This is a genomic window from Enterococcus sp. AMC2644 (assembly GCF_058216475.1).
In genome coordinates this window covers 2,343,942-2,370,000 of record NZ_CM177095.1, presented here as the reverse complement: position 1 = coordinate 2,370,000, position 26,059 = coordinate 2,343,942, and the positions used below count along the sequence as shown (strand labels likewise).

Sequence of the window (26,059 nt, the reverse complement as noted above, 5' to 3'; positions counted from 1 at the left end):
AAAAGGCACGCTATCACCCATTAACGGGCTCTAACTTGTTGTAGGCACATGGTTTCAGGTTCTATTTCACTCCCCTTCCGGGGTGCTTTTCACCTTTCCCTCACGGTACTGGTTCACTATCGGTCACTAGGGAGTATTTAGCCTTGGGAGATGGTCCTCCCGGATTCCGACGGAATTCCTCGTGTTCCGCCGTACTCAGGATCCTCCTAGGTGTCTTTCACATTTCGTCTACGGGGCTTTCACCCTCTTTAGCTAACTTTTCCAAGTTATTCAACTATCTGAAAAAACTACCATATCGGAGTCCTACAACCCCAAGATGCAAGCATCTTGGTTTGGGCTTTTCCCGTTTCGCTCGCCGCTACTCAGGGAATCGAATTTTCTTTCTCTTCCTGCAGGTACTTAGATGTTTCAGTTCTCTGCGTCTACCTCCTGCCAGCTATGTATTCACTGACAAGTAACATCCTATAAAAGATGCTGGGTTCCCCCATTCGGAAATCTCTGGATCAAAGCTTACTTACAGCTCCCCAAAGCATATCGGTGTTAGTCCCGTCCTTCATCGGCTCCTAGTGCCAAGGCATCCACCATGCGCCCTTATTCACTTAACCTTATCAACCTTACGGTTGGGTTTTGATAAAGATCTTCTAGCGATAGAAGTTTTATCAAGAAAAATAAGCAATTGAACTTATTAAAAAACTCATTCAACGCGGTGTTCTCGGTTTGTTTTGATTTCTTTACTTTAAATATCCAGTTTTCAATGAACAATCTGTTTGAGAGTAAACCTCTCAAAACTGAACAAAGGCAAACGTTTGTGTAGTTTCCGTAATATTCCTTAGAAAGGAGGTGATCCAGCCGCACCTTCCGATACGGCTACCTTGTTACGACTTCACCCCAATCATCTATCCCACCTTAGGCGGCTGGCTCCAAAAAGGTTACCTCACCGACTTCGGGTGTTACAAACTCTCGTGGTGTGACGGGCGGTGTGTACAAGGCCCGGGAACGTATTCACCGCGGCGTGCTGATCCGCGATTACTAGCGATTCCGGCTTCATGTAGGCGAGTTGCAGCCTACAATCCGAACTGAGAGAAGTTTTAAGAGATTAGCTTAGCCTCGCGACTTCGCAACTCGTTGTACTTCCCATTGTAGCACGTGTGTAGCCCAGGTCATAAGGGGCATGATGATTTGACGTCATCCCCACCTTCCTCCGGTTTGTCACCGGCAGTCTCGCTAGAGTGCCCAACTAAATGATGGCAACTAACAATAAGGGTTGCGCTCGTTGCGGGACTTAACCCAACATCTCACGACACGAGCTGACGACAACCATGCACCACCTGTCACTTTGTCCCCGAAGGGAAAGCTCTATCTCTAGAGTGGTCAAAGGATGTCAAGACCTGGTAAGGTTCTTCGCGTTGCTTCGAATTAAACCACATGCTCCACCGCTTGTGCGGGCCCCCGTCAATTCCTTTGAGTTTCAACCTTGCGGTCGTACTCCCCAGGCGGAGTGCTTAATGCGTTTGCTGCAGCACTGAAGGGCGGAAACCCTCCAACACTTAGCACTCATCGTTTACGGCGTGGACTACCAGGGTATCTAATCCTGTTCGCTCCCCACGCTTTCGAGCCTCAGCGTCAGTTACAGACCAGAGAGCCGCCTTCGCCACTGGTGTTCCTCCATATATCTACGCATTTCACCGCTACACATGGAATTCCACTCTCCTCTTCTGCACTCAAGTCTCCCAGTTTCCAATGACCCTCCCCGGTTAAGCCGGGGGCTTTCACATCAGACTTAAGAAACCGCCTGCGCTCGCTTTACGCCCAATAAATCCGGACAACGCTTGCCACCTACGTATTACCGCGGCTGCTGGCACGTAGTTAGCCGTGGCTTTCTGGTTAGATACCGTCAAGGGATGAACATTCTCTTCTCATCCTTGTTCTTCTCTAACAACAGAGTTTTACGATCCGAAAACCTTCTTCACTCACGCGGCGTTGCTCGGTCAGACTTTCGTCCATTGCCGAAGATTCCCTACTGCTGCCTCCCGTAGGAGTCTGGGCCGTGTCTCAGTCCCAGTGTGGCCGATCACCCTCTCAGGTCGGCTATGCATCGTTGCCTTGGTGAGCCGTTACCTCACCAACTAGCTAATGCACCGCGGGTCCATCCATCAGTGACGCAAAAGCGCCTTTCAGCTTTCTCTCATGCGAGAAAAAGCATTATGCGGTATTAGCACCTGTTTCCAAGTGTTATCCCCCTCTGATGGGCAGGTTACCCACGTGTTACTCACCCGTTCGCCACTCCTCTTTTCCAGTGAACCGAAGTTCGGCGGAAAAGAAGCGTTCGACTTGCATGTATTAGGCACGCCGCCAGCGTTCGTCCTGAGCCAGGATCAAACTCTCATAAAAAATTTGAAACAATCTTTCGATTGTTAAGCTCAATAAAAAATTAACTTTGCTAGCTATTGCTTGCTTGTTGTATAACTTCTATCTAATAGAAGTGTCCTACACAATTGGTTCGTTTGCTTGCTTTGTTCAGTTTTCAAAGGTCTACTGTGTTGCTCTAGCAACTCTTATATCTTATCAGAAAGACGTTTTAACGTCAAGTCTTTTTTAAAAATATTTTCTCAAGAAATCTTCAAGTGATTTCTCATCGTTACTTTAGCGACTTTTAAATAATAACAAGTCATTTGTTATTTGTCAACAAGTTTTTTAACTTTTTCCGTTGATACTTCAACGTTTCAAGCTGTTCAAATCTTAGCGACTTTGTTATAATATCATTTGTTTTTTGTTTCGTCAACAACTTTTTAAAAATTATTTTTTTCATTTGTCGTTGAGGACATTTATTAATATAGCAAGTCTGAAACCAAAAAGCAACTAGAATATATGATTATTTTATAAAAAAAATTAGAAGCGAATTTTATAAAAAAACTTCGCTCCTAACGTTCGTAAAAAAATGTTTTTTCTCACAAAAATCACTTGTTGTGCAATTGATTTTTCGGGTAATATTATCCTTGTTTTTTAGAATTCTGAAATATTTTTAGCAATAGGAATATAAATTCTAAAAATTGTTCCTTTTCCTAAACTACTTTCAGGAATAATTTTACCTTTATAACTTTCCAACAACTGTTTCGCAATTGAAAGACCAAGACCATTTCCACCTTTGGTTCGTGCGCGTGCTTTATCTACTCGGTAAAAGCGATTAAATATTTTGGCGATATCTTTTTCGGAAATTCCCTCTCCAAAATCTTGAATCACAATTTCAAAGTCTTTGGCATTACTTGAAATAGAAACATGGACTTCATGTCTATCTGTCGAATATTTAACAGCATTGTCCATAATAATAATTAATATTTGCTCAAAATGATTACGATAAATTTTCAAGATTTTTTCTGTTGCTAAATCATCATCCAATGTAAAGACAAATTCTGGATACAACATTTTAAAATTATTGAAAACCTGATATACCACTTCTTTTGCCTGCGTCGTTTCATTTCCATAATAGACATCAACTTGTTCTGCTCGCGAAAGGTCTAACATTTCTTGTACGAGAGTTTTCATTCGACTAATTTCCTGCATACTAGCCGCTAACGATTCTTCTAAAATTTCCGGATCATTTTTTCCCCAACGATTTAACATATTCAAATGGCCTTCAATAATTGCAACCGGGGTTCTTAATTCATGGGAAACATCTTCTACAAATTGTTCCTGTTGTTCAGTATAGGAACGCATACGATCTAACATACCATTAAATATTTCAGCTAAATCAGCTAATTCGTCATTTGTATCAATTTTAGGTGTATGAATATCCGTTTGAGGATCTTCTTGAATTTTTTCCATTGTATCACGTAAAATTTTTAAAGGTTTTAAGAAATACGAAGATAAGAAATATCCTAAAATACTACTTACTATAATAGAAACAACTTCGATAACAATTAGAAGAATCAACAATCGTTCACGGATAGCATAGAAAGATGTCAATTCATAAAATGTTTGTACGTAACCTATTTTCTCACGTGTTTCTTTAGAATAAATAGGATGAACTATAATAAAACCAGTTAAACCATCAATTTCCACTACTGAAGGTTTCTTGACTTCTGTTTGTGTTAGTTGCAAATTCTTTTCCCGTGTCTTGAAAATTAACTCTTCACTTAGATTATACACATATAAAGTTAACTCAGGCTGTCCTAATTCAGAAATAAATGGATCGATATTCATTAAGATACCTTCTAAGGTAGAAGTACGGTCATACAACCGATTTTCACCATTTGCGCTATTTGTTAGATTTCGATACGTATTTACCAGACTAAGTTGACTATTGGCATTTGCTAAACGAGATACAACTTCATAAGTTGCTTGTTCAGCATTTTTACGTTCTTTCTCAACAAATAAAGCAACTGCTGACTTATAAGTCATTACAGAAAAGATAGTAAACACAACAAATATAAAGAAAGAACTGGCAAAAGCCCATTTGATTGTCAAAGAGGGCTTTTGTAGTTCTCGCAATTTCATTATTCTTAATTTTAAACGTTTCATGAACGCATCACGTATCCTGTTCCACGAACTGTTTGAATATAACTTTCGTCTCCAGGAACATCAATCTTATTACGTAGATAACGAATATACACATCAACTACATTTGTTTCAACTTCGGTTTCATAACCCCACACTTTATTTAATAAAACATCTCTTGCTAATACTACATTGACATTTTCCATTAAAGTTAGTAGCAGTTCATATTCACGTTTTGTTAATTCAATGATTTCAGATCCACGACGTACAACACGATTTTCTTTTTCAATCGTCAAATCACGATAGGTAATCGTTGTCTGTTTAGCAACATTTTTATCGCCTTCTATATCAATTCGACGTAATAATGCACGTAAACGCGCTAATAATTCTTCAATAGCAAATGGCTTCACAATGTAATCGTCAGCCCCATGATCCAAGCCAGATACACGATCAATCACAGAATCTCTTGCTGTCATCATAATAATTGGTGTATTTTTTACTTGGCGAATGCGACGACATACTTCTAATCCATTCAATTCAGGTAACATTAAATCAAGCAAAATAGCATCCCATTCACTATTTAGCGCAGCATCCAGACCTGTTCTGCCATTATAGTGAACTTCTGTTTTATAACCTTCATGCTTCAATTCTAATTCTACAAATCTAGCAAGGTTCTTTTCATCTTCTATGATTAGAATATTACTCATTTAATTATATTCCCCTTTTATCAGTCATTACATATTAAAATGTTATTTCAATTTTATCATGGATAGCCAAATTAAAAAAGAGATTCGTCTATTTCTTCTCATAATAGACAAATCTCTTTCTTTCTTAATAAAAATTGTTCTTATTTTTCATCATACCATGAATAATGGAAAATACCTTCACGATCCGTACGTTCGTACGTATGTGCTCCAAAGTAATCACGTTGTGCTTGAATAATATTCGCTGGTAAGCGTTCTGAACGATATGAATCGAAATATGAAATCGCTGAAGAGAATGTTGGCACAGGAACGCCTGCTTGAACAGCCAACGCTACCACATCACGAACTGCTTGTTGATAGTTCGCAGTGATATCTTTAAAGTACTCATCCAACAATAAGTTTTCTAAATCAGATTTTTTCTCATAGGCATCTGTGATTTTTTGTAAAAATTGCGCACGAATAATACAACCTGCACGCCAAATTTTCGCAATTTCACCGAATGGTAACTCCCAGTTATATTCTTTCGATGCTGAACGTAACTGTGCAAATCCTTGCGCATAACTCATAATTTTACTGAAGTACAAGGCTTGACGAATTTTTTCAACAAATTCTTGCTTATCGCCTTCAAATGTATACGCAGCTGGTTTTGGCAAGACTTTGCTTGCTTGCACGCGTTCTTCTTTATAAGCGGAGATATAACGTGCAAAAACAGATTCGGTAATTAATGGTAGTGGCACACCCAAGTCTAACGCACTTTGACTTGTCCATTTCCCAGTACCTTTATTGCCAGCAGCATCTAAGATCACATCGACAATTGGTTGGCCTGTCCCTAAATCATCTTTACGTGTTAAGATATCGGCAGTAATTTCGATTAAGAAACTATCTAATTCACCCGTATTCCATTCCGCAAAAATTTCTGCCATTTCATCGACTGATAAACCTAAAATATTTTTCATCAAGTCATACGATTCAGCAATTAACTGCATGTCGCCATATTCGATACCGTTATGCACCATTTTTACGTAGTGACCCGCACCATCTGAACCGATATAAGTCACACAAGGTGTGCCGTCTTCTGCTTTCGCAGAAATTTGTTCTAAAATAGGCGCTACTAAATCATAGGCTTCTTTTTGTCCGCCAGGCATAATCGATGGTCCTTTTAAGGCCCCTTCTTCTCCACCAGAAACGCCTGTTCCGATAAAGTTAATTCCTGAGTCCGCTAATTCATTGCTGCGACGAATCGTATCTTGGAAGAATGTATTTCCACCATCAATAAGCACGTCTCCTTGATCTAAATGCGGTAATAATGCTTGAATTGTAGCATCTGTTCCGCGACCTGCTTGGACCATCAACACAATTCGACGAGGTTTTTCGATAGAATCTACGAATTCTTCAACACTATATGTGCCTTTTAAATTTTTATCTGGATTTTCATTAACCACTTCTTCTGTTTTTGAACCGGTACGGTTGTATAAAGCAACAGAATAGCCGCGGCTCTCGATGTTTAGCGCTAAGTTTTTACCCATTACGGCCATCCCAACAACGCCAATTTGTTGTTTTGTCATCTGTACTCCTCCTATATCAATCATTGGAAATTTTTAACCACTTTTATTATAACTCAAAATGCTACTCATTCAAATCAAAACTATTCTAAGTTTGGTAACTTTTTGGAATTTTTCGAAAATAGCATAAAAAAAATAAACCTTAGGCCCCATGGTTAGCCTAAGGTTTGAAATTCATTTTCTGAAAAAATGAATTAAGCTTCTTTTGTTGCTACATCTTTACCATCATAATGTCCACAGTTTCCGCAAACGTGGTGGCTTTTTTTCAATTCACCACAGTTTGGACATTCGTTTAAACCGTTGATAGATAATTTGTAGTGTGTACGACGTTTAGCTTTTTTAGCTTTTGAAGTTCTTCTAGCTGGTACTGCCATTTTGCTACACCTCCTTAAAATTGCAAGCAACCTATTTGGCTGCGATATATTCCAATCTTACTCTTCTTCCTCTTCAAATAAAGCGGATAGTTTTGCAAGACGAGGATCGATAGTTGATTGCTCTTGTGATTCTTGTTGATGTTGGAAATCATCTTCAGAGATAACTACCCAATCATCACCTGATGGCAAGTCATTTGACGCTTTTTCTGCTTCCGTCAATACTTGCATCGGAATCTCTAACAAAATATTATCAGCTACAGAGTCATCTAAATCCAGTGTTTGAGTTTCTAAAATTAGAATCTCTTCTTCTGGAAGAAGCTCATCTTTTTGCTGATATTGCTCCGGTGTCATGAATACCTCATTGACTGAAAATTGCAAAGGCAATTTTACTGGTTCAAGAGAACGGGTAGATGGTAATGTAATCACTGTATCCACAGTATAATGCAAGATGTATTCTTTCTTACTTACAGTTACCAAGCCCTGTACTTTGACTGGAGCTAAATCGATTATGTGATTGTCTCGCTCCATCAATTCGTTTTTAAGAGTTAATTCCTCTTCAAACGTTAGGGGCATGTCTTGATATTTTCTTAATTCTAATAAAGACCATTTCATTTTTCATCACCTCTAAGCAACAAAAGCTATTATACAGAGGTTATTTTCCTTTGTCAATGAAATTTTCTTGACACCTTTTTCATTTCTCAAAAATAGAGTAAATTTGTTATTTTTAAACTATCTTTTATGAAAAATATCTCATTTAACTTGTAGGAATTCTCTTATTTGTTGCGATTTTTTACAAAAAAAGCAGGGGCTATTAACTCCCTGCTTCGAACACAATGTCTTAGATTGCTGTTGTTTCCCCACGGTAGATAATTCCACGACGAGGGTCTACAGTTACTAATTCACCATCTTGGATAATTGTTGTTGCATCTTTTGCACCAACAATTACTGGAAGGTCTTTCGCAATGCCCACTACAGCTGCATGTGAAGTCAATCCACCATCTTCAACAACTAACGCTGCTGCTTTTTCGATTGCTGGCATATATTCTTTATCTGTTGTAGGTACAACTAAAACCATGCCATCTTTCGCTTTAGCGATTGCTTCTTCTGCGCTTGTTGCAACAACTGAGTTAGCAACGATTGCACGTCCACCAACACCTTGAGCTTCAATTAATTTAGAACCAATTAGTTGAATTTTCATTACGTTTGTTGTTCCACGTTCGCCAACTGGTACACCGGCTGTAATAAGGATCAAGTCGCCTTCTTCAGCAAAACCTAATTCAACAGCTTTTTTAGTTGCCAAATCAAACATTTCATCTGTTGTAGATGGTTTTTCAGTAACAGTTGGATAAACACCCCAGTTTAACATCAAACCACGTTTTGTACGATCATCAAAAGTTACAGCCAAGATGTCTGCATCTGGACGATATTTAGAGATCATTTTAGCAGTATGGCCAGATTCAGTTGCTGCTACGATACATTTAACACCTAAATTTTTCGCTGCACGGGCAACAGATAAACCAATTGTTTCAGTAACGTCTGTCTTATCAAATTGATTAATTTGATAAGTGCCTAATTTAAGCATTGATTTTTCAGCTTCTTCATCAATACGAGCCATTGTCGCAACTGCTTCAACTGGATAAGAACCATTTGCAGATTCTCCAGATAACATTGTTGCATCTGTTCCATCAAATACTGCGTTTGCCACGTCAGATGCTTCTGCACGTGTTGGACGTGGGTTTGCTTGCATAGATTCTAACATTTGTGTTGCTGTAATAACAGCTTTACCGGCAGCATTACATTTTTTAATGATATCTTTTTGAACCATTGGTACAAGTTCAGCTGGAATTTCTACACCCATGTCACCACGAGCAACCATGATACCGTCAGAAACTTTTAAAATTTCATCGATATTGTCAATACCTTCTTGAGATTCAATTTTTGAGAAGATTTGAACGTGAGTCATGTTTTTCTCTTCTAAGATTTCACGGATTTCTAAAACGTCTTGTGCTTTACGTACAAAACTTGCAGCAATAAAGTTGATTTCATGATCTAAACCAAAGCGGATATCCTCTGCATCTTTTTCAGTAATCCCTGGTAAGCTAATTGAAATACCTGGTGCGTTAACCCCTTTACGAGAACCTAACATACCGTTATTTTTAACTTCTACTACTAATTCACGATTTGCTTCATCTTTTTCAATAACTTCCATGTCAATTAGACCATCGTCAAATAAGATGTGTCCACCAACACGAGCGTCATCAAATAATCCAGGATAAGTCACTGAGATTTTTTCTTTTGTTCCTTTTAATTCTGGATCCATTGCAATACGAGTGATATCGCCTACGTTAAACTTAATGTAACCAGCGCGACCATAGTCTTCATCTGTTGTATCTTGAACAGTTGTACGAATTTCAGCACCTTTTGTATCTAAAAGAATTGCCACATCTTTCCCTGTTACTTCTACTGCGTCACGAACTAAGTTCATACGATCTAATTGTTCTTCATGATCACCATGAGAGAAATTAAAACGGAACGTATTTGCTCCTGCTTCGATTAATTGAGAGATAATTTCCACAGTATTACTAGCTGGTCCTAATGTGCTAACGATTTTTGTTTTTTTCATTGAATGTTATGCTCCTATTCGTTTTTTTATAACAGCTTAATGCCTTTTACTCAAAACAATATAATCTCATTTGCTTAGAATGATAATTCTTGGTTCAATGCATATAGTGAAAGGTCTGGTTTATGTTTTCCATTTTCTAATGTATCGATAATATCAGAAGCAACAACTTCATTATCTAACATTCCCACACATAGTCCACCTTTACCTTGTTGTAATAATTCAACAGCATAGCCACCGAATTTACTTGCAAGAACGCGGTCACGCGCACTTGGTGAACCTCCACGTACTACGTGTCCTAAGATAGTTACACGCGCATGGAAATCGCCGTATTCTTTTAATTTTTCTGCAAATTCATTTCCGCCCATTACGCCTTCAGCTAAAACGATTAAGCAATGTTTTTTGCCTCGATCGCGACCTTCTTTGATGCGTTTTGCCACAGTTGACATATCAAAGTCGTGTTCTGGAATAATGATTTCGTCTGCTCCACCTGCAACACCAGCCCATAAAGCAATATCGCCTGCGTCACGGCCCATTACTTCAATGATGAATGTACGTACGTGAGAAGTAGCAGTATCACGGATACGGTCCAATGAATCCAATACAGTGTTGATGGCTGTATCAAAACCAATCGTGAAGTCAGTCCCTGGAATATCATTGTCGATTGTTCCTGGAATACCTACTGCAGGATAACCACGTTTTGTTAAGGCTAAGGCACCATGGTAAGAACCGTCTCCACCAATAACGACTAATCCTTCAATTCCATGTGCTTTTAATTGTTCAATTCCTTTTAACTGCCCTTCTTCGGTTGCGAATTCAGGGTAGCGTGCAGAATATAAGAACGTTCCTCCTCGTTGAATCTTATCGCCAACATCAGCAATTGTTAGCTGGCGGATATCACCTGCAACTAATCCGGCAAAACCATAGTTAATTCCATAGACTTCCATTCCATTGAAAATAGCTTTACGAGTTACCGCACGAATCGCAGCATTCATACCAGGTGCATCTCCGCCACTGGTTAAGATTCCGATGCGTTTCATATTCAATTTCACCTCATCATATTTATATTTTGGTAAATTCCAATTAATTGCTTAATAAGCATTAACTACGAGTAGTATTCTACCATTAATTGTGACAAATGTCTTGAAATATGAAGAAAAAAACCAAGAAAATGAAAAATTACAGAAAACTAGCGAAAGACGACATTATCACTGCCTAATAGCTGTTTTAACGCCATTTCTGACTTGTCTGTAAAAACAATCCAACTTTTTTCATCTAGCAATTGTTTCTTATTACTAGCTTCAAAAAAGAGAATCACAGGTACATTTCCTGCATATTCTGCTAACAATTGGGCTAAACCAGGCAAAATACTTTGTTCTTCTTGTGTAGTAATTCTCAAATAGCATGTTTTATCTGCAATCGACTCTTCCATTTCGCTGGCTCGTTCAATACGTGATGCTAAAATTTGTAGTTCACCGTTAAACGAACTAGTTTCTGATTTCCCTTCAATATACAGTACGTGGTTTGTCTCGATACTTTTGCGAACTCGACGATAAAGTGCTGGAAAAACTGTAACTGAAACATCCCCACTCGTATCATTTCCTTCTAAAAATGCCATTTGCTCGCCTTTTTTCGTTCGAATTTCTCGAATATTTTTAATATATAGCAGAATCCGGGCAGATTGATTAGTCACGAGCTCTGCCACATCTTGAACCTTTTTCCGTTGACGAATCTTTGAAAACTGTTGCACCGGGTGTCCAGATAAATAAACACCTAGTAATTCTTCTTCCATCGCCAGTTTCTTCTCCAATGGATAATCTGGTATCAATTGATCTTTTAATGTCATCATTCCCAGTAATTCCATACTCCCGCCACTATAAAGTACATTTTGAATTTTCCCTTCAAGTTGCGTAATCGTTTGTTGACGATTTGCTTCAATTTCATCAAAAGCGCCGACTGAAATCAAAGGAATTATTAATTCTTCCTTCAACCATTTGCTATTGCGTTGGTTTAAACGAACTAAAAATTGATCTAATGATGTATAATGGCCATTTGCTTTTCTTTCTTCTAAAATATCAGTTAAAAAATCGCGACGCATCCCTTTAATCGTTCCTAATCCAAAACGTATTTCAGTTAGAGACTTTAACCAAAAACCATAACCGCTCTGATTAATTGAGGGTGGTAATAATTGAATATTATTTTTTTGTGCTTCATTCATATATTCTTTCACTTTAGTAGGATTATGGCGAACTGATTGCAACAAAGCTTTAAAAAAAGGAGCTGGATAATGAACTTTTAAATAGGCCATTTGGAAACCGACAAATGAATAAGCAAACGCATGTGACCGATTAAAGCCATAATCAGCAAAACGTTCAATATAATCATAAACCTCATTTGCTTTCCCTTCGCTATATCCGTTGGCTAGCGCTCCAGTTACAAAGTGTCGACGTTCTTCGTCTAAAACCTCTTTTTTCTTTTTGCTAATTGCTCGACGCAAAATGTCAGCTTGGCCTAAAGTAAAGCCCGCCATTTGTGAAGCTACTTGCATAATTTGTTCTTGATACACCATAATGCCATACGTGTTTTCTAAAATAAGTTGCAAATTATCGTCAGGATAAGTAATGGCTTCCTTCCCTTGTTTACGACGAATAAAGGTATCAATATTTTGCATTGGACCTGGACGATACAAGGCATTCACTGCTGCAATATCTTCAATATTTTCAGGATGTAATCGGCGTAAAACATTGCGAATACCTGCAGATTCGAATTGAAAAACGCCGGCTGTTTCTCCTCGTTGGAACAATGCCAATGTCTCTTTATCTTCTAATGAAATATCCTTTTGCGTAAAAGATTGTTTCGTTAGCTGACGAATTCCTTGCAAAGTATCGTCAATTATTGACAGATTCCGCAAGCCTAAAAAATCCATTTTTAAAAGACCGATTGTTTCTACGTCATTCATCGTAAACTGCGTCAACCAGATTTCTTCTGAACCTGCTTGCAAAGGAACAATCTCTGTTAATTCATGGTCACTAACTACCACACCAGCAGCATGCGTTGACACATGCCGAGGTAATCCTTCCAAAAGTTTAGCTACTTGATAAATTCGTTGATTGCGTTCATTTAGCTCAACTAACTCTCTTAACGCTTTTGATTCTTGATACGCTTTATCTAATGTCATCTTTAGTGCATTAGGGATTGCCCGTGACCAGCGATTTGCTTCACTTTGAGAAAGCCCAAATACTCGACCTACATCACGTAAAACCATTTTGGCAGCCATTGTTCCAAAGGTAGCAATCTGCGCAACATGTTCTTGACCATATTTATTTTTCACATATAATAAAACTTCTTCTCGACGATTGTCTGGAATATCTAAATCAATATCAGGCATAGTATAACGTTCTGGATTTAAAAAGCGTTCAAATAGTAGCTGATATTGAATTGGATCTACATCGGTAATGGATAAAACATACGCTACTAATGAACCAGCAGCAGAACCACGGCCCGCACCGGTCACAATTTGTTTATGATGTGCAAATGCCATGACATCCCAAATGATTAAAAAATAATCGTCAAATCCCATTTTATTAATCACAGACAATTCATAGTTCAAACGTTCTTGATAACGTTCATCGAAATGTGGGACGCGTTTTGGTAATAAGTCAAAACAAAGCTCATGCAAATAGGCTTGGGCTGATTGACTTTCTAATGGATAATGAGGTAATAATTTTTGATGAATAGGTATTTCAAGTTGACAACTCTCGGCAATTGCTAATGTGTTTTGCAATGCTTCAGGACAATGCGTCTCATACCATGCTTGCTGTTCATTCGCCGCAACTAAGCTGTGATCGGATAATTGCTGTAATTCTTGACGCAAATCCTCGATATTTGTTCCTTCTTTAATTCGGTGAAGAACATTGACTGCAAAAGCTTCTTCTTGGTGTAACGAATCAATCAGTTGATAGGCTGCAGGAAGAACTTGTTGTGAGGTAAGCCATTCAACTTCCCCTGGTAAGAATTCCTCTTCTGGGGTTACGCCGTAAAAGAATGCTTCTTTTCCAAATATTTTTTGCAATTCGTTTAGGCGTTTTGTTGCTAGTGAAACATCTAATGAAAATAAATTATTTAATTCATTTTGGGTAGGTAAAATAGCAACCAGTTGGCTTGTTGTTTCTAATGATTCTAAAGTAACTGTTCCTGTAATCATTTTTTGGCTAGAAAGTTTCATTAGCTGTTGATAACCTGCATAACTTTTAGCAAATAAAAAGATAGGATGTTCTTGTTCTGTTTCAATAGAATGATAGATTAATAACAGCCCAACAACTCCTTTAACATCCGCTTGTTGACAGGCTTGCATAAACTCTAAAGCGCCATGTAGATTGTCTACATCGGTTATTCCTAATTGCTGATAACCGAGTTGTTTGGCTATAGTGACATACTGAGGAATTTTAATCGTACTTTGTAACAGAGAATACGCCGTCTTTGTCGTTAATTGAGCGGCATGGGTCATATTGATTCCTCCTAGATTATTCTTCATTGAAAACGTGAAAATCTTTACAAGTCTTAAAAATGTGGTAAACTAAGGGCAACATTTCAAGTTTGAAAGAAGGTGTAGCAATGTACTACATTGTAACGTTTATATGGGCAATTCTTTTAGGTCAAATCGTCGGTTTCCTTGGAGGAGCTTTATCTAAATCTCCTTACGATTTTACGATGACCTTAATCGCCTCCATTATTGCAGCAATTTTTGTAATCATTATTGGAAAATTTGCTGTACCAAATGATAAAAAACATGCATAAAAAAGACCAGTTACATTTTATTGTAACTGGTTTTTTTTTCTTTTCAACTAATTGTATCTTTTTTCAAATACTTTCTAAAATTAAATAGTGATAAACAAATGTTGAAGCCAACAAAACAACTTGTTACCCAAAATACTGCAGAATATCCCATGCTATGAGCAACTGTTGAACCTACCAATGGACCTAAGACTTGTCCAAAGTTCATAAACATTTGATTATAACTAAAAATTCGACTAACTCCTTCTGGTGGCGAAATTTTACTAATCAATGTATTAATGGAAGGCATTAGCGCACCGGTTGAAAATCCCAATAAAAAGCGCAACACACCTAGTTGAAATGGTGTTTGTACAAACCCCATGGGAATGAAACAAAGCAGAGAAGCAACTAACCCCCCTAATAAAATTTTGTGATTTCCAATTTGATCACCGATTCTTCCTAAGATGGGTGACGAAATAATAGCAGAAACACCTGAGATGGAAACAATCATGCCACTCACAAATAAAATATTCCCTGTATCACCACTTAATTGACGTATATAGAGAGTTAAAATCGGGCTAATACTTGTAATACCAATTTGTAAAATTAACGAAGTAATAAATAGGCCAATTAACACCTGAGAATTAGTCATTTTTTCGAATAATTGTTTCATCGTTAACATTTCTTGTTTTTCAACTGGTACAAAATTTTCTTTAACCATAAAAATGGTTAATAATGAGGTAATAAATAAGACGACCCCTGTAATAATAAAAACATTTTTAATTCCAAATGCTTCGGCAAGCGCACCTCCCATTGAGGGACCAATTAAATTACCTGCAATCGCCCCAGTTGCTAGCGTACCTAAAGCACTACCACTCTTTTCTTTAGGTGCTTGTGAAGCAATTAATGCTGTGGCATTTGGTATGTAACCTGATAATACGCCTGTAAAAAAACGCATAATTAATAGCCAATAAACATTGGGAACAAATGCCAAAGATCCCATAGTCACAGTCATGCCAATAGATGCACGTATCATCATTAAACGTCTACCTTTTTGATCGGCTAGATTCCCCCAAATAGGTGCCACGATAGCAGCAGCAAATGCTGTTACTGATATGGCTAGACCTGAGAACAGTTCAATTTGATTTTGAGGCGCTCCTAATTCTTCAATATATATTGGAATAAACGGCATCACTAAACTAAAACTCGCTCCTGTGAAGAAACATCCTATCCAAGAAATCAGTAAATTTCTTTTCCAATCTACTTTCATACACAAACCTTCTTTCTATTCAAATATAGACTATTTTCATAAATTTTCAAGTTCAGTAAACTGAAATGCGAAGAGAAGCGTTCCTTACAAAAAAATCTCATTATTTTTTAATCAGCAAAAAAAGAGAACCTTCTATCTTTCTAACAAAAATTACGTTTATAATTAAACTTTTTTAATCTGTCATTTTTATTATATAAGCTTAGAGGAAACTCTTCAACCTTTCACTCTTTTAGACACAAAAACACTCTTCACGAATGAAGAGTGTTCTCTTTTATTATAATAAAGCTAAAATAATAAAATTCAAGATAAACAAGGCATTGACAAACCATAAAATTGGCGAAACTTCATTAGCTTTGCCTTTGACTACTTTGACAATAGCAAAGAAGATAAATCCAGCTGCAATCCCGTATGAAATACTGTAGCATAAGCCCATGAAAATTGAAGCAAAGAACGCAGGTACTGCCTCTTCTAAATTCGTCCATTCAATATCTTTAAATGATGCCATCATCATTACCCCAACTAGAATTAAAGCTGGTGCAGTTGCTTGAGCAGGTACAATGGCAATTAATGGTGAGAATAAACTGCTTAAGGCAAATAAAGCTGCTACCACGACAGATGTTAAACCAGTACGTCCACCCGCACCAATTCCTGCTGCTGATTCTACAAAAGTAGTTGTATTCGATGTTCCAAAGATTGCACCAATTGAAGTTGCTGTTGCATCAGCAAATAATGCTCGATCCATTTTTGTACTAAAACCTTTACTATCCTCTAACGCTGCTTCATCTTCTTTAGAAAAGATTCCTGTACGACGGCCTGTTCCAATGAAAGTACCAATCGTATCAAACGTATCTGAAAGACTAAAAGCAATAATTGTCATAATGACTTGAGGAATTTTTGATGAATCACTAAATAATGATTGCATCCCTTCCGCGCCAAAAGCTGCACCAAAAGTTGTTTTCAATTCACCAATTGAACTACCTAATGAATTAGCTTTCCAATCAATCGATCCTAAATCTACTACACCCATTAAAATACCAATAATCGTAGTTCCAACAATTCCTAATAAAACAGCGCCACGAACATTCATTACCACTAAGATTGTCATTAGCACTAAACCAATCAATGCAAGTATGATTGGTGCATTATTAAAGTTCGCCAAAGCTGGAACAATACCGCCATTCATTGTAACATTTACAGCTTGATCGCCTTCGACTGCAGAACTAGTAATCACATCTGAACTAGCTGAAAAGTTTAGTAAGTTGGCATTTTTTAGTCCGACATAAGCAACAAAAATACCGATTCCGCCACCAATTGCATTTTGCATGCTTTCGGGAATTGCACGAATAATCATTTTACGAATTTTAGTAATTGTAATAAAAATATTAATTAATCCGCAAATAAAGACCATTGCTAGTGCTTGTTGCCAAGTATAACCTAATCCAAAAACAACCGTAAATGTGAAAAAGGCATTTAATCCCATTCCTGGTGCTTGTGCGTAAGGGACGTTAGCAAATAACCCCATGATTAACGTACCGATAACTGATGCAATAATCGTTGCTAAGAAAACAGCTTGAAATGGCATACCAGAAGCTGACAGAATTGACGGATTAACAAATAAAATATAGCTCATTGCAAAAAATGTTGTAATCCCTGCTACGACTTCAGTTGATACATTTGTTTTGTTTTCCTTTAATTTGAAAAACTTTTCCATTATACATATTCACTCCTAAATTTAATTAAACACCGGAAAGAAAAAGAAAAATAAATGCGGTTTTAGGCTTTCCGTTGAACAATTACCGATTATAGTAAGCTTCTAGGTTTTTTTCAACATTTTATTAACAAATTTTTTAATAAATATAGTAATCGTTCGTGTTTAAGCCACCCATTTTTTAACAAACCTTATAGAACAAGGAATTTTCAAGTTCCCACATTTGTTAAATTGTTAGAATGTGTTACACTTTGGATGAGCATTTCATTTAAAGAAAGGAATCCTTTTATGTCTCGAAAATTAATTGCTATCGATTTAGATGGAACAACATTAAATAGTCAGTCTCTCATTAGCTCTCGAACAGCTGAGGTTTTAACCAAAGCAACTCAAGCAGGTCATTACGTTAGTATTGCAACCGGACGTCCTTTTCGTATGAGTGAACAATTTTATCGTCAGTTAAAATTAGATACACCTATGGTAAATTTCAATGGCGCTCTTGTCCACAAACCTTATCAAAAATGGGAATTCGAACGTGAATTATCCATTGAAAGAGATATTGCTTTTGAAATTTTGGCACAAAAAGAAAAACTAAATTTAGACTTTGTTGCAGCTGAAAATCGGGAAACATTCTATATTAATGATTTGAATGATTTTGAAGGTCATTTTTTTGCAACAGATAAAGTAACTGAGGCTAACTTATTTAGTAATTTAACAACGAATCCAACTTCGTTACTCGTTAAAACACAACATAAGTTTTCTGCATACGTTTCAGATTCATTGAAAAAACAATTTGAAAATAAAATCGATGTGCGCACATGGGGTGGTCCTAACGCTATTTTAGAGATTGTACCAAAAGGTGTCCAAAAAGCAATGTCCGTATCAGTAATTGCGGATTATCTAAAAATCGATCAAAAAGATGTGATTGCATTCGGTGATGAACATAACGATTTAGAATTAATCGATTATGCAGGTTGGGGTGTAGCAATGAGCAATGGTACACAACAACTAAAAGATATTGCAAATGACGTGACCGGAAAAACAAACGATGACGATGGTCTAGCTGACTATCTTGAAAAATACCTTTCACTATAAATTAATTGCCAGAGAACCTTCTCTGGTATTTTTTTATTTTTCACTTGCATTTTTTCCAAAAAAGGAAGAAAATATATCGATGTGGAGAGTTGGCAGAGTGGTAATGCACTGGACTCGAAATCCAGCGAGCCGTGTTAAGCGGTGCACGGGTTCAAATCCCGTACTCTCCTTAATAAACAAATAAAGCTGTCCAATTCATTTTTGGACAGCTTTATTGATTCAATCATCTTGTTCTTCGTTTTTCTTAGCTTCAATTGCTAAAATCGAATCAATTGTTTGTTGAATCACGGTAATAATCTGTTGACGTGTTGGTTCAATAACTCCTGAAGACATCAAAGCTGCTACACCTGTTACAGAAATCCAAATGCCTGTATGCAACGCTTTCAAATGTTCTTTAGACAAATTGGCATACTCTTTATGGTCATGAATTGTTTGACAAAAATGATCGTAAGATTGCTTATACATCAACTTACCACCACCATAGTTATCAATAAACAAAGCAATAAATAGCTTCGGATTTTTTTGAGATAAATCAATATAGTTGATTGCTAAATCCATCAATTTATCTCCCGTGTGCTCAACGGAAAAAACTTTTTTCTTTAAGTCTTCATAAACTGTTTCTACAAGTGTATTTTTTAAATCTTGCATATTTTCAAATTCAAGGTAGATGGGTTGTGTGGACACCCCCATTTTTTTTGCTACATTTCGAGCAGTAAAATTCGTAAAGCCATCTTTTGCGATAACTTCATAAGCTGCTTTCAAGATATGTTCACGTGTATATACTTTATGTCGCATAATAACCCCCCTCATCAAAATTTAATCTGTCAATGTTATTTTAACCGACATTCACGATTTTTTAAAGTGTTTTTATTAAAAAAAACAAAATTTAGATTTTTCATTAAAAAAATGATTTTTTCAAGGTTTATCTTCTCTTCCTTTTCATTTTAACAAGCGTTTCATTGGAAATTTTCGGAAAAGCAATGAAAGAATGCCTCCAAATATCATCGTTATGTTATTGAATTTCAGCAAACAATTCTTGTAGGTTTCTAAGCAAACAGATAGAATAAAATCATCTTAAAAAAATGAATTAGATAAAGGAGCTTCAAAATGACTGCATCAAAAGAATTAGTAGTAGAAACCTGTTTGTTAGCCGGGAAAATTATGATGGAAAGTGGTTCTGAAGTCTATCGTGTAGAAGACACAATGAAACGCATTGCAACAAATGCAAATGAACCCAATAGTGTCAGTTATGTAACAGCAACTGGTATTTTCATGGGGTTACGCACTAGCAATTATACTCAAGTTGAAAATGTTGGTACCCGCTCTATCAATTTAGAGAAAGTCGTTGCAGTCAATCAATTATCACGCGAATTTGCTGAACATAAAATTGATTTACTGACTTTGTATAACTCCTTAAAAAAAATCGATTACGATACACCAATGTTCCCAATTTGGTTACAAATTGTTTGTGCAGGCGTCATGAGCTGTTTGTTAATGTATGCTTTTGGTGGTTCATCCTATGATTTTATCTCTACATTTATTATTGGTATGATTGGCTTCTCAGTAAATTATTATGCCAATAAAACTTTAAAATTACAATTCTTCGACAATTTTTTAGCTTCTTTTATTATTGGGGCACTGGCGCTTTTAATGGTTAAACTTAGTTGGGCAAACAATGTTGATAATATTATCATCGGCGCTGTAATGCCTTTGGTTCCTGGTGTCGCTATTACAACCTCCTTTCGGGATATTTTAGCTGGACACTTAATTAGTGGCTTAGCTCGAGGAACAGAAGCCGTTATCATTGCCGCATCAATTGGTGTAGGTATAGCGACAGTCTTTATGCTATTTGGAGGGAATATTTTATGATGCTTTTCGTGCATATCATTGCTGGTTTTTTTAGTACGGTTGCTTTCGGAGTTCTAACCAATGTTCCTCGTCGAGCCCTTCTAGCAAGCGGGATTACTGGTTGTATTGGTTGGTTAGTCTATGTCAGTGTTTATACAAATGGTAGTCGCTTAGGTATTGCTAATTTTTTAGCAGCATTTGTTATAGGCTGTTTTAGTATTTTTTTCTCTCGAAAAAAACAAATTCCGATGATTATTTTTAATATTCCCAGTCTGGTTCCACTTGTTCCAGGAGGTCCCGCATATAAAGCAGTTCGTGAATTGGTCTTAGGAAATAACAGCATTGCCTTTGAAAATATCATGATTGTTATAATCACTGCTGGTAGCATTGCTGCCGCTTTCATGATGACAGGTTTAGTCGAACGGATTATAATCAAATGGAAAAAAAGTAGCCTTCATAAAAAGTTTAATAAAAAGATAAATTAATCAAATTTAGGTCTTTAGATGTATGCTTTTTTAATAGTTTCCGATTATAATCAAGATAAATACGGCAAAGGAAGTGTCTATTAATGAGTGTAGCAAAAACAAAAAAAATTCTAAATTTGATTTCATTTAGCGGGATGGCAGTCTCAATTGTACTAACTGTTTATTTCTTTCAACTAGGTGTCTTTAAAGATATGAATGCCTTACAAAGTCTCGTAGGACACTCGACACTTACTGGACCTATTTTATTCATTTTGATTCAAATTTTACAAGTAATCATCCCGATTATCCCAGGAGGAATTTCCTTAGCAGCAGGCGTTTTATTATTTGGTCCTGTCGAAGGGTTTATCTATAACTACATCGGTATCTGTCTTGGTTCAATAATCATCTTCTTGTTAAGTCGCCAATACGGTAAACCATTAGTTTTGCGTCTAGTTAGCGAAAAAACTTATGATAAATATGCAGGCTGGCTGGAAAATCAAAGTCGTTTTGATAAGTTGTTTGCTCTCGCAATTTTCTTACCCATTGCTCCAGATGACGCCTTGTGTCTAATGGCTGGTTTAACAAATATCTCTGTAAAAAAATATATTTGGATTATTTTATTAGCTAAACCCGCTTCTATTTTGCTTTACAGCATGGGATTAGTTTATGGTGGATCATTCCTTACACAACTATTTTAAAAGAAGATACAAGCTACCCAAAAATCTTGGATAGCTTGTTTTTTTGTAGTATGATGGGAGAATCATGGAAAGAAAAAGGTGATTACAGTGAATTATTTCAAACATAGTCTTATTAATACTCGAGACTTTTTATTAGGGACACGTTCTTACTTCAAAAATGTGTTACTTATGCATGGTTTCATGCTTTTTTTACTGATACCATTGCTAAGCAGCTCAACAAAATTTATTTTAAAACAAGGTCAAATCAATTATATTTCATTTGATAATATTGGTGAAATCCTCACCAATCACCCTGGAGTCTCGCTTTCTTTGTTCATTGTTTTAATTGGTATTGTACTGGCCGTTTTTTTTGAATTTACTTTTTTATTATTAAGTGTTTATTTCATAAAAAAACAACAACCCATTCGTTTGACAGAACTGTTAAAGGTCACATTTTTACAATTAAAAAAAGTACGAATTGAAACTATTCTTTTTTTCTTCTTCTATTTCTTTTTAGTTTTACCAATTGGTGGTTTCTCATTTCACTCTGATTTACTATCCAAAGTTAAAATTCCTGCATTTATTGTTGATTTTATTTTTGCCAATCGACTCATTCTTGTATCTTCCTTTGTTTTATTTTATTTAGCAATGATTTATCTAGGAATTCGTGTGATTTTTGCTTTACCAGAAATGATTTTGCGTGATCGTCCCTTTAAATTGGCTGTAAAAGAAAGTTGGCGTTTAACTAAAAAACGGTTTTTGGCAATTATCGCTCAGCTAGTCATTATTACAGGGAGTACATTATTGCTTGTATCTTTAAGTTTTTTCATCGTTATTTCAATTCAAATAGCTGTTGAATCATTTTTTCCAGATTATTCTTTAGTTAGTGCTGTTTTTGCAATGACTTTGTTACAAGCAGTATTGTTAGTCAATATTGTTTTATCTACCGTTGCTATTTTTTATGTCACAATTGATTTTATGGATGACGAAGGATTTCTACCAGAAATTCCCAAATGGTTTGAAACTCAAGAAAAAGCCCCTGCTCGTTTTTCTGGATTAATGCAAACAACAGTTTTAGTTATTGCTATTTTTTTTGGTGTGGGAGTAAGTTTATACAATCATAATTATTTAACCAATTTCACACTTAAGACACCAACAACAGTTTCTCATCGAGGTGTCAGCAATAGCAATGGCGTTCAAAATTCGATTGCAGCTTTGAAAAAAACTAGCAAAGAATTTCATCCTAACTATATCGAAATGGACGTCCAATTAACAACAGACAATGTATTTATTGTGTATCATGACTTTAATTTCAAACCACTAACAGGATTTAAACAAAAACCAGAAGAATCAACTTTAGCTGAAGCTTTGGCACTAACAGTTAAAGAAAATAGAAAAAAATCAAAAATCAGTACTTTTGATGACTATCTTGATGCAGCAGATAAATTAGAACAACCTTTAATGATTGAAATTAAAACTCAAAAAAATGATGTCTCTCATTTAGTTCAAACATTCTTAGATAGATATGAAGAACGATTGATTGAAAAAGGACATATTATTCAAAGCTTATCTTTTCAAGTTATCGAAGAGATTAAGCAAACAGCACCTGAGTTAAAGGCCGGTTATATTTTACCTTTTAGTTTAGTAGGTCCACCGATTTCACAAGCGGATTTTCTAACAATGGAATATACAACTTTAAATCGTAATTTTATCAATTCTGCTCATGCTGATAATAAACAAGTTTATGTATGGACACCTAATGATGAAGATACCATGAATCGAATGCTTTTTTATGGTGTAGACGGAATTATTACCGATCAGATGGGAATTTTAAATAAAACGATTAGACAACCCGACGACACAATGACTTATTCTGATAAACTAGTAAACTTTGTACTAGGCGTTGGCTAATTGTTGATACACAGTGGAAACAAAGAACATGACAATTTTGTTATCTCTTTGTTCTTGCTGTGTTCGTGTATATTCTTCTTTTATTTTTTATACTAGAACTAGAAAATAAAGGAGGAATAACATATGGTCTTTATCCAAACAACGATTTTTTTCATGCTCACCCTTGGTCTACTTATTGGCTTGAAAGAAAGTAAGTAATTTCTTAAGATGTTTTAATAAGTTTGAGGTTTATCTTTGAAAATTCGTCTTATTCGTGCTACATTAAAGTCGCGGCTGAATGATTAGTACAAAGGAGGAATTCATATGACATTCACAAAAGCAAATTTAGAATATCGCATTGCCTTTGACACACAAACAAATATGTTTATGGCAATTGATAGCAAAGATGATACGCGTATCGCTTATGGCGTAACTATTGAAGAAGCAATCAAAAACTTAAAAACTATGGCTTAATATAGAAAGGATCTCAATTCATGACTTCACCTAGTCCGTATTAGCACCGTCTTTAGTTCATTCAAACTAAAGACGGTTTTTTATTTCTTTCAAATTGCGTATAATTAATTGATCGACTATTAATCACTAAGGAGACCTTTCATGAAACAGATTTATTTTGTTCGCCATTCAATTCGGGATACTACCAATAAAAACGACCAGAAAGCACCGCTAACACCTCTAGGGAAAAAAAGAGCTTTTCAGCTGATTGATTTTTTTCAAGATAAATCAATTGAAAAAATCTTTGCCAGTCCCTACGTACGAACAATTCAAACTATCCAACCACTTGCTGCACATTTAAATTTAGAAATTTCAACAGAGGTAGCTTTAAGAGAGCGAAAAGTTGGCACATGGGTAAATGATTTCCCAGCATTTGCTAAAAAGCAATGGCAAGATTTTGATTACCACTTACCAAATGGTGAATCTTTTAATCAAGTCAAGCAGCGCATCCTGCCTATCTATCAAGAAATCTTAAATCATTCTGCAAAAACAATCATTATTTGTGGACACGGAACGGCATTTTCGATTTTGTTTCATCATATAACTCAAGGTATGTTTACTTATCAGGATTTTGAACAAATGAATATGCCAGATATTTTCTTAGCCGAGTATCAGCAGATGTCACTTAAAAAATTTACTAAACTAACATGAATTATACATAAAAAACCGCTTACCAAGCTTAGGACACCCTAAACTTGGTAAGCGGTTAATTAAAGCTTTTATAGACGTGCGTTTAATTCTTTTGCTAGTTCTTCAAAACCTGGTTTGCCTAAAAGGGCGAACATGTTACGTTTGTAGTCTTCTACACCTGGTTGGTCAAATGGATTAACACCATTTAAGTACCCTGAGATTCCTACTGCAATTTCAAAGAAGTAGACTAAATGTCCTAAAGTGTAAGCATCCATTGCTGGGATTTTTACTAATAGGTTTGGTACGTTTCCGTCAGTATGTGCTAATAGCGTACCTTCGAAAGCTTTCGTATTCACAAAGTCAACATCTTTACCTTCTAAGTAGCCTAAACCGTCTAGATCTGACTCTTGAACTGGGATGTCGATTAATTTGCGGGCTTTTTCAACTTTGACAACTGTTTCAAAGACATTACGTGTACCATCTTGAATTGTTTGACCAACAGAATGTAAGTCAGTTGAGAAATTAGCGCTTGAAGGGTAAATCCCTTTTTGATCTTTTCCTTCTGACTCGCCATACAATTGTTTCCACCATTCAGAGAAATATTGCATACCTGGTTCGTAGTTCACTAAGATTTCAATTGCTTTGCCTTTACGGTATAAAATATTACGTAAAGCAGCATATTGATACGCTTCGTTTTCTTTCAAATCGGGATTTGAATACGCTTCACGAGCATCTGCCGCACCCTGCATCAAGACATCAATATCTGCTCCACTAACAGCGATTGGTAATAACCCAACTGGTGTTAAGACAGTAAAACGCCCACCAACATCATCTGGAATCACAAATGTTTCCCAGCCTTCGGTATCTGCTTCAACTTTTACAGCACCTTTAGCGCGGTCAGTTGTTGCATAAATACGTTTGTTTGCTTCTTCTTTGCCATATTTTTTGATTAATAATTCTTTAAAGATACGGAAAGCAATTGCTGGCTCAGTTGTTGTACCTGATTTAGAGATAACGTTCACTGAGAAGTCACGATCACCGATTACTTCAATTAAGTCAGCTAAATAAGTTGAAGAAATTGAGTTTCCAGCGAAGAAGACTTGTGGTGTTTTACGTTCTTCTTTTGGTAAAACATTGTAGAATGAATGTTGTAAAAATTCGATTGCTGCGCGAGCACCTAAATAAGAACCCCCGATACCGATTACAACTAAAACGTCAGAATCAGATTGAATTTTTTCCGCCGCTTTTTTAATGCGAGCGAATTCTTCTTTATCATAGTTTTGTGGTAAATCGATCCAACCAGTAAAATCGTGTCCTGGACCTGTTCCTTCACGTAACGCTTTATCTGCTGCAGTAACTTGTGTTTGCATGTAGTCTAACTCATGTTCACGAACAAACGGCGCTAACTTAGAATGGTCAAATGAAATATGTCCCATCTTG

20 protein-coding genes, 1 tRNA gene and 2 rRNA genes (1 of these 23 running past the window's edge) are annotated in these 26,059 nt (G+C 36.3%); 9 read left to right on the top strand and 14 right to left on the bottom strand.

Translation table 11 applies throughout. The features are described from left to right. The 10 genes from AC4BC5_RS11560 to dnaE all read right to left on the bottom strand — a co-directional run. Nucleotides 1-605: ribosomal RNA gene (locus AC4BC5_RS11560) — 23S ribosomal RNA — on the bottom strand (it extends 2,309 nt beyond the left edge of the window). 228 nt (nucleotides 606-833) lie between these two features. Further along, a 16S ribosomal RNA gene (locus tag AC4BC5_RS11555) occupies nucleotides 834-2,391 on the bottom strand. Together the 16S and 23S rRNA genes form the textbook arrangement of a ribosomal RNA operon. 612 nt (nucleotides 2,392-3,003) lie before the next feature. Beyond that, the gene (locus tag AC4BC5_RS11550; RefSeq protein WP_490495532.1) at nucleotides 3,004-4,518 is read right to left on the bottom strand and encodes a HAMP domain-containing sensor histidine kinase; all 1,515 of its coding nucleotides are present in this window, start codon (nucleotides 4,516-4,518) and stop codon (nucleotides 3,004-3,006) included. Then, nucleotides 4,515-5,201: a response regulator transcription factor gene (locus tag AC4BC5_RS11545; RefSeq protein WP_016175539.1), complete on the bottom strand. Its 687-nt coding sequence runs from the start codon at nucleotides 5,199-5,201 to the stop codon at nucleotides 4,515-4,517. Before AC4BC5_RS11545 ends, AC4BC5_RS11550 begins: the two co-directional genes overlap by 4 nt. A 140-nt stretch (nucleotides 5,202-5,341) precedes the next feature. Next, nucleotides 5,342-6,763, bottom strand: a complete 1,422-nt coding sequence (gene gnd / locus AC4BC5_RS11540; protein WP_490495531.1) for an NADP-dependent phosphogluconate dehydrogenase — start codon at nucleotides 6,761-6,763, stop codon at nucleotides 5,342-5,344. Nucleotides 6,764-6,954: 191 nt separating this feature from the next. After that, the gene (gene rpmF / locus AC4BC5_RS11535; RefSeq protein ID WP_016175541.1) at nucleotides 6,955-7,134 is read right to left on the bottom strand and encodes a 50S ribosomal protein L32; all 180 of its coding nucleotides are present in this window, start codon (nucleotides 7,132-7,134) and stop codon (nucleotides 6,955-6,957) included. A gap of 57 nt (nucleotides 7,135-7,191) precedes the next feature. Next, nucleotides 7,192-7,746, bottom strand: coding sequence for a YceD family protein (locus AC4BC5_RS11530; protein WP_490495530.1), 555 nt, complete (start codon nucleotides 7,744-7,746; stop codon nucleotides 7,192-7,194). A 226-nt stretch (nucleotides 7,747-7,972) separates the two neighbouring features. Next, nucleotides 7,973-9,757, bottom strand: a complete 1,785-nt coding sequence (gene pyk / locus AC4BC5_RS11525; protein ID WP_490495529.1) for a pyruvate kinase — start codon at nucleotides 9,755-9,757, stop codon at nucleotides 7,973-7,975. 74 nt (nucleotides 9,758-9,831) lie between these two features. Further along, nucleotides 9,832-10,794, bottom strand: coding sequence for a 6-phosphofructokinase (gene pfkA / locus AC4BC5_RS11520; RefSeq protein ID WP_490495528.1), 963 nt, complete (start codon nucleotides 10,792-10,794; stop codon nucleotides 9,832-9,834). 149 nt (nucleotides 10,795-10,943) lie between these two features. After that, a complete protein-coding gene (gene dnaE, locus AC4BC5_RS11515) occupies nucleotides 10,944-14,261 on the bottom strand; it encodes a DNA polymerase III subunit alpha (protein WP_490495527.1) in 3,318 nt (1,105 codons plus the stop codon). A gap of 107 nt (nucleotides 14,262-14,368) precedes the next feature. On the opposite strand from dnaE, the gene AC4BC5_RS11510 reads away from it, so the two are divergent. Next, complete coding sequence (locus AC4BC5_RS11510; RefSeq protein ID WP_490495526.1) at nucleotides 14,369-14,551, top strand: YjzD family protein; 183 nt, start codon at nucleotides 14,369-14,371, stop codon at nucleotides 14,549-14,551. A gap of 43 nt (nucleotides 14,552-14,594) precedes the next feature. On the opposite strand, the gene AC4BC5_RS11505 is transcribed toward AC4BC5_RS11510, so the two are convergent. Then, nucleotides 14,595-15,797 (bottom strand): multidrug efflux MFS transporter, encoded by a 1,203-nt coding sequence (locus AC4BC5_RS11505; protein WP_490495525.1) that lies wholly within the window; start codon nucleotides 15,795-15,797, stop codon nucleotides 14,595-14,597. A 274-nt stretch (nucleotides 15,798-16,071) separates the two neighbouring features. Next, entirely contained in the window at nucleotides 16,072-17,508 is a 1,437-nt protein-coding gene (locus AC4BC5_RS11500) for an NCS2 family permease (RefSeq protein WP_490495524.1), read from the bottom strand. Nucleotides 17,509-17,793: 285 nt separating this feature from the next. Here AC4BC5_RS11500 and AC4BC5_RS11495 point away from each other — a divergent pair, with 285 nt between their 5' ends. After that, entirely contained in the window at nucleotides 17,794-18,597 is an 804-nt protein-coding gene (locus AC4BC5_RS11495; protein WP_490495523.1) for a Cof-type HAD-IIB family hydrolase, read from the top strand. Nucleotides 18,598-18,680: 83 nt separating this feature from the next. Next, nucleotides 18,681-18,767, top strand: a tRNA-Ser gene (locus AC4BC5_RS11490). A 49-nt stretch (nucleotides 18,768-18,816) separates the two neighbouring features. Here AC4BC5_RS11490 and AC4BC5_RS11485 read toward each other — a convergent pair. Continuing rightward, nucleotides 18,817-19,392: a TetR/AcrR family transcriptional regulator gene (locus AC4BC5_RS11485; protein WP_490495522.1), complete on the bottom strand. Its 576-nt coding sequence runs from the start codon at nucleotides 19,390-19,392 to the stop codon at nucleotides 18,817-18,819. Nucleotides 19,393-19,704: 312 nt separating this feature from the next. Between AC4BC5_RS11485 and AC4BC5_RS11480 the strand changes: the two genes are divergently transcribed. The 6 genes from AC4BC5_RS11480 (at nucleotide 19,705) to AC4BC5_RS11455 (ending at nucleotide 24,640) form a co-directional block, all read left to right on the top strand. Further along, entirely contained in the window at nucleotides 19,705-20,466 is a 762-nt protein-coding gene (locus AC4BC5_RS11480) for a threonine/serine exporter family protein (RefSeq protein ID WP_490495521.1), read from the top strand. Beyond that, nucleotides 20,463-20,930 carry a threonine/serine exporter family protein gene (locus tag AC4BC5_RS11475; protein WP_490495520.1) on the top strand — a complete coding sequence of 156 codons (468 nt, stop codon included), beginning with the start codon at nucleotides 20,463-20,465 and terminating at the stop codon, nucleotides 20,928-20,930. The genes AC4BC5_RS11480 and AC4BC5_RS11475 overlap by 4 nt, the downstream gene beginning before the upstream one ends. 83 nt (nucleotides 20,931-21,013) lie before the next feature. After that, nucleotides 21,014-21,607, top strand: coding sequence for a TVP38/TMEM64 family protein (locus AC4BC5_RS11470; RefSeq protein ID WP_490495519.1), 594 nt, complete (start codon nucleotides 21,014-21,016; stop codon nucleotides 21,605-21,607). 87 nt (nucleotides 21,608-21,694) lie between these two features. Continuing rightward, nucleotides 21,695-23,497 carry a glycerophosphoryl diester phosphodiesterase membrane domain-containing protein gene (locus AC4BC5_RS11465; protein WP_490495518.1) on the top strand — a complete coding sequence of 601 codons (1,803 nt, stop codon included), beginning with the start codon at nucleotides 21,695-21,697 and terminating at the stop codon, nucleotides 23,495-23,497. A gap of 303 nt (nucleotides 23,498-23,800) precedes the next feature. Beyond that, on the top strand, nucleotides 23,801-23,950 hold the full coding sequence (locus AC4BC5_RS11460) for a hypothetical protein (protein WP_016175557.1): 150 nt from the start codon (nucleotides 23,801-23,803) through the stop codon (nucleotides 23,948-23,950). Between the two features lie 141 nt (nucleotides 23,951-24,091). Beyond that, nucleotides 24,092-24,640 carry a histidine phosphatase family protein gene (locus AC4BC5_RS11455; RefSeq protein ID WP_490495517.1) on the top strand — a complete coding sequence of 183 codons (549 nt, stop codon included), beginning with the start codon at nucleotides 24,092-24,094 and terminating at the stop codon, nucleotides 24,638-24,640. Between the two features lie 68 nt (nucleotides 24,641-24,708). On the opposite strand, the gene AC4BC5_RS11450 is transcribed toward AC4BC5_RS11455, so the two are convergent. After that, entirely contained in the window at nucleotides 24,709-26,055 is a 1,347-nt protein-coding gene (locus AC4BC5_RS11450) for a glucose-6-phosphate isomerase (RefSeq protein WP_490495516.1), read from the bottom strand. Between the last annotated feature and the right edge of the window lie 4 nt (nucleotides 26,056-26,059).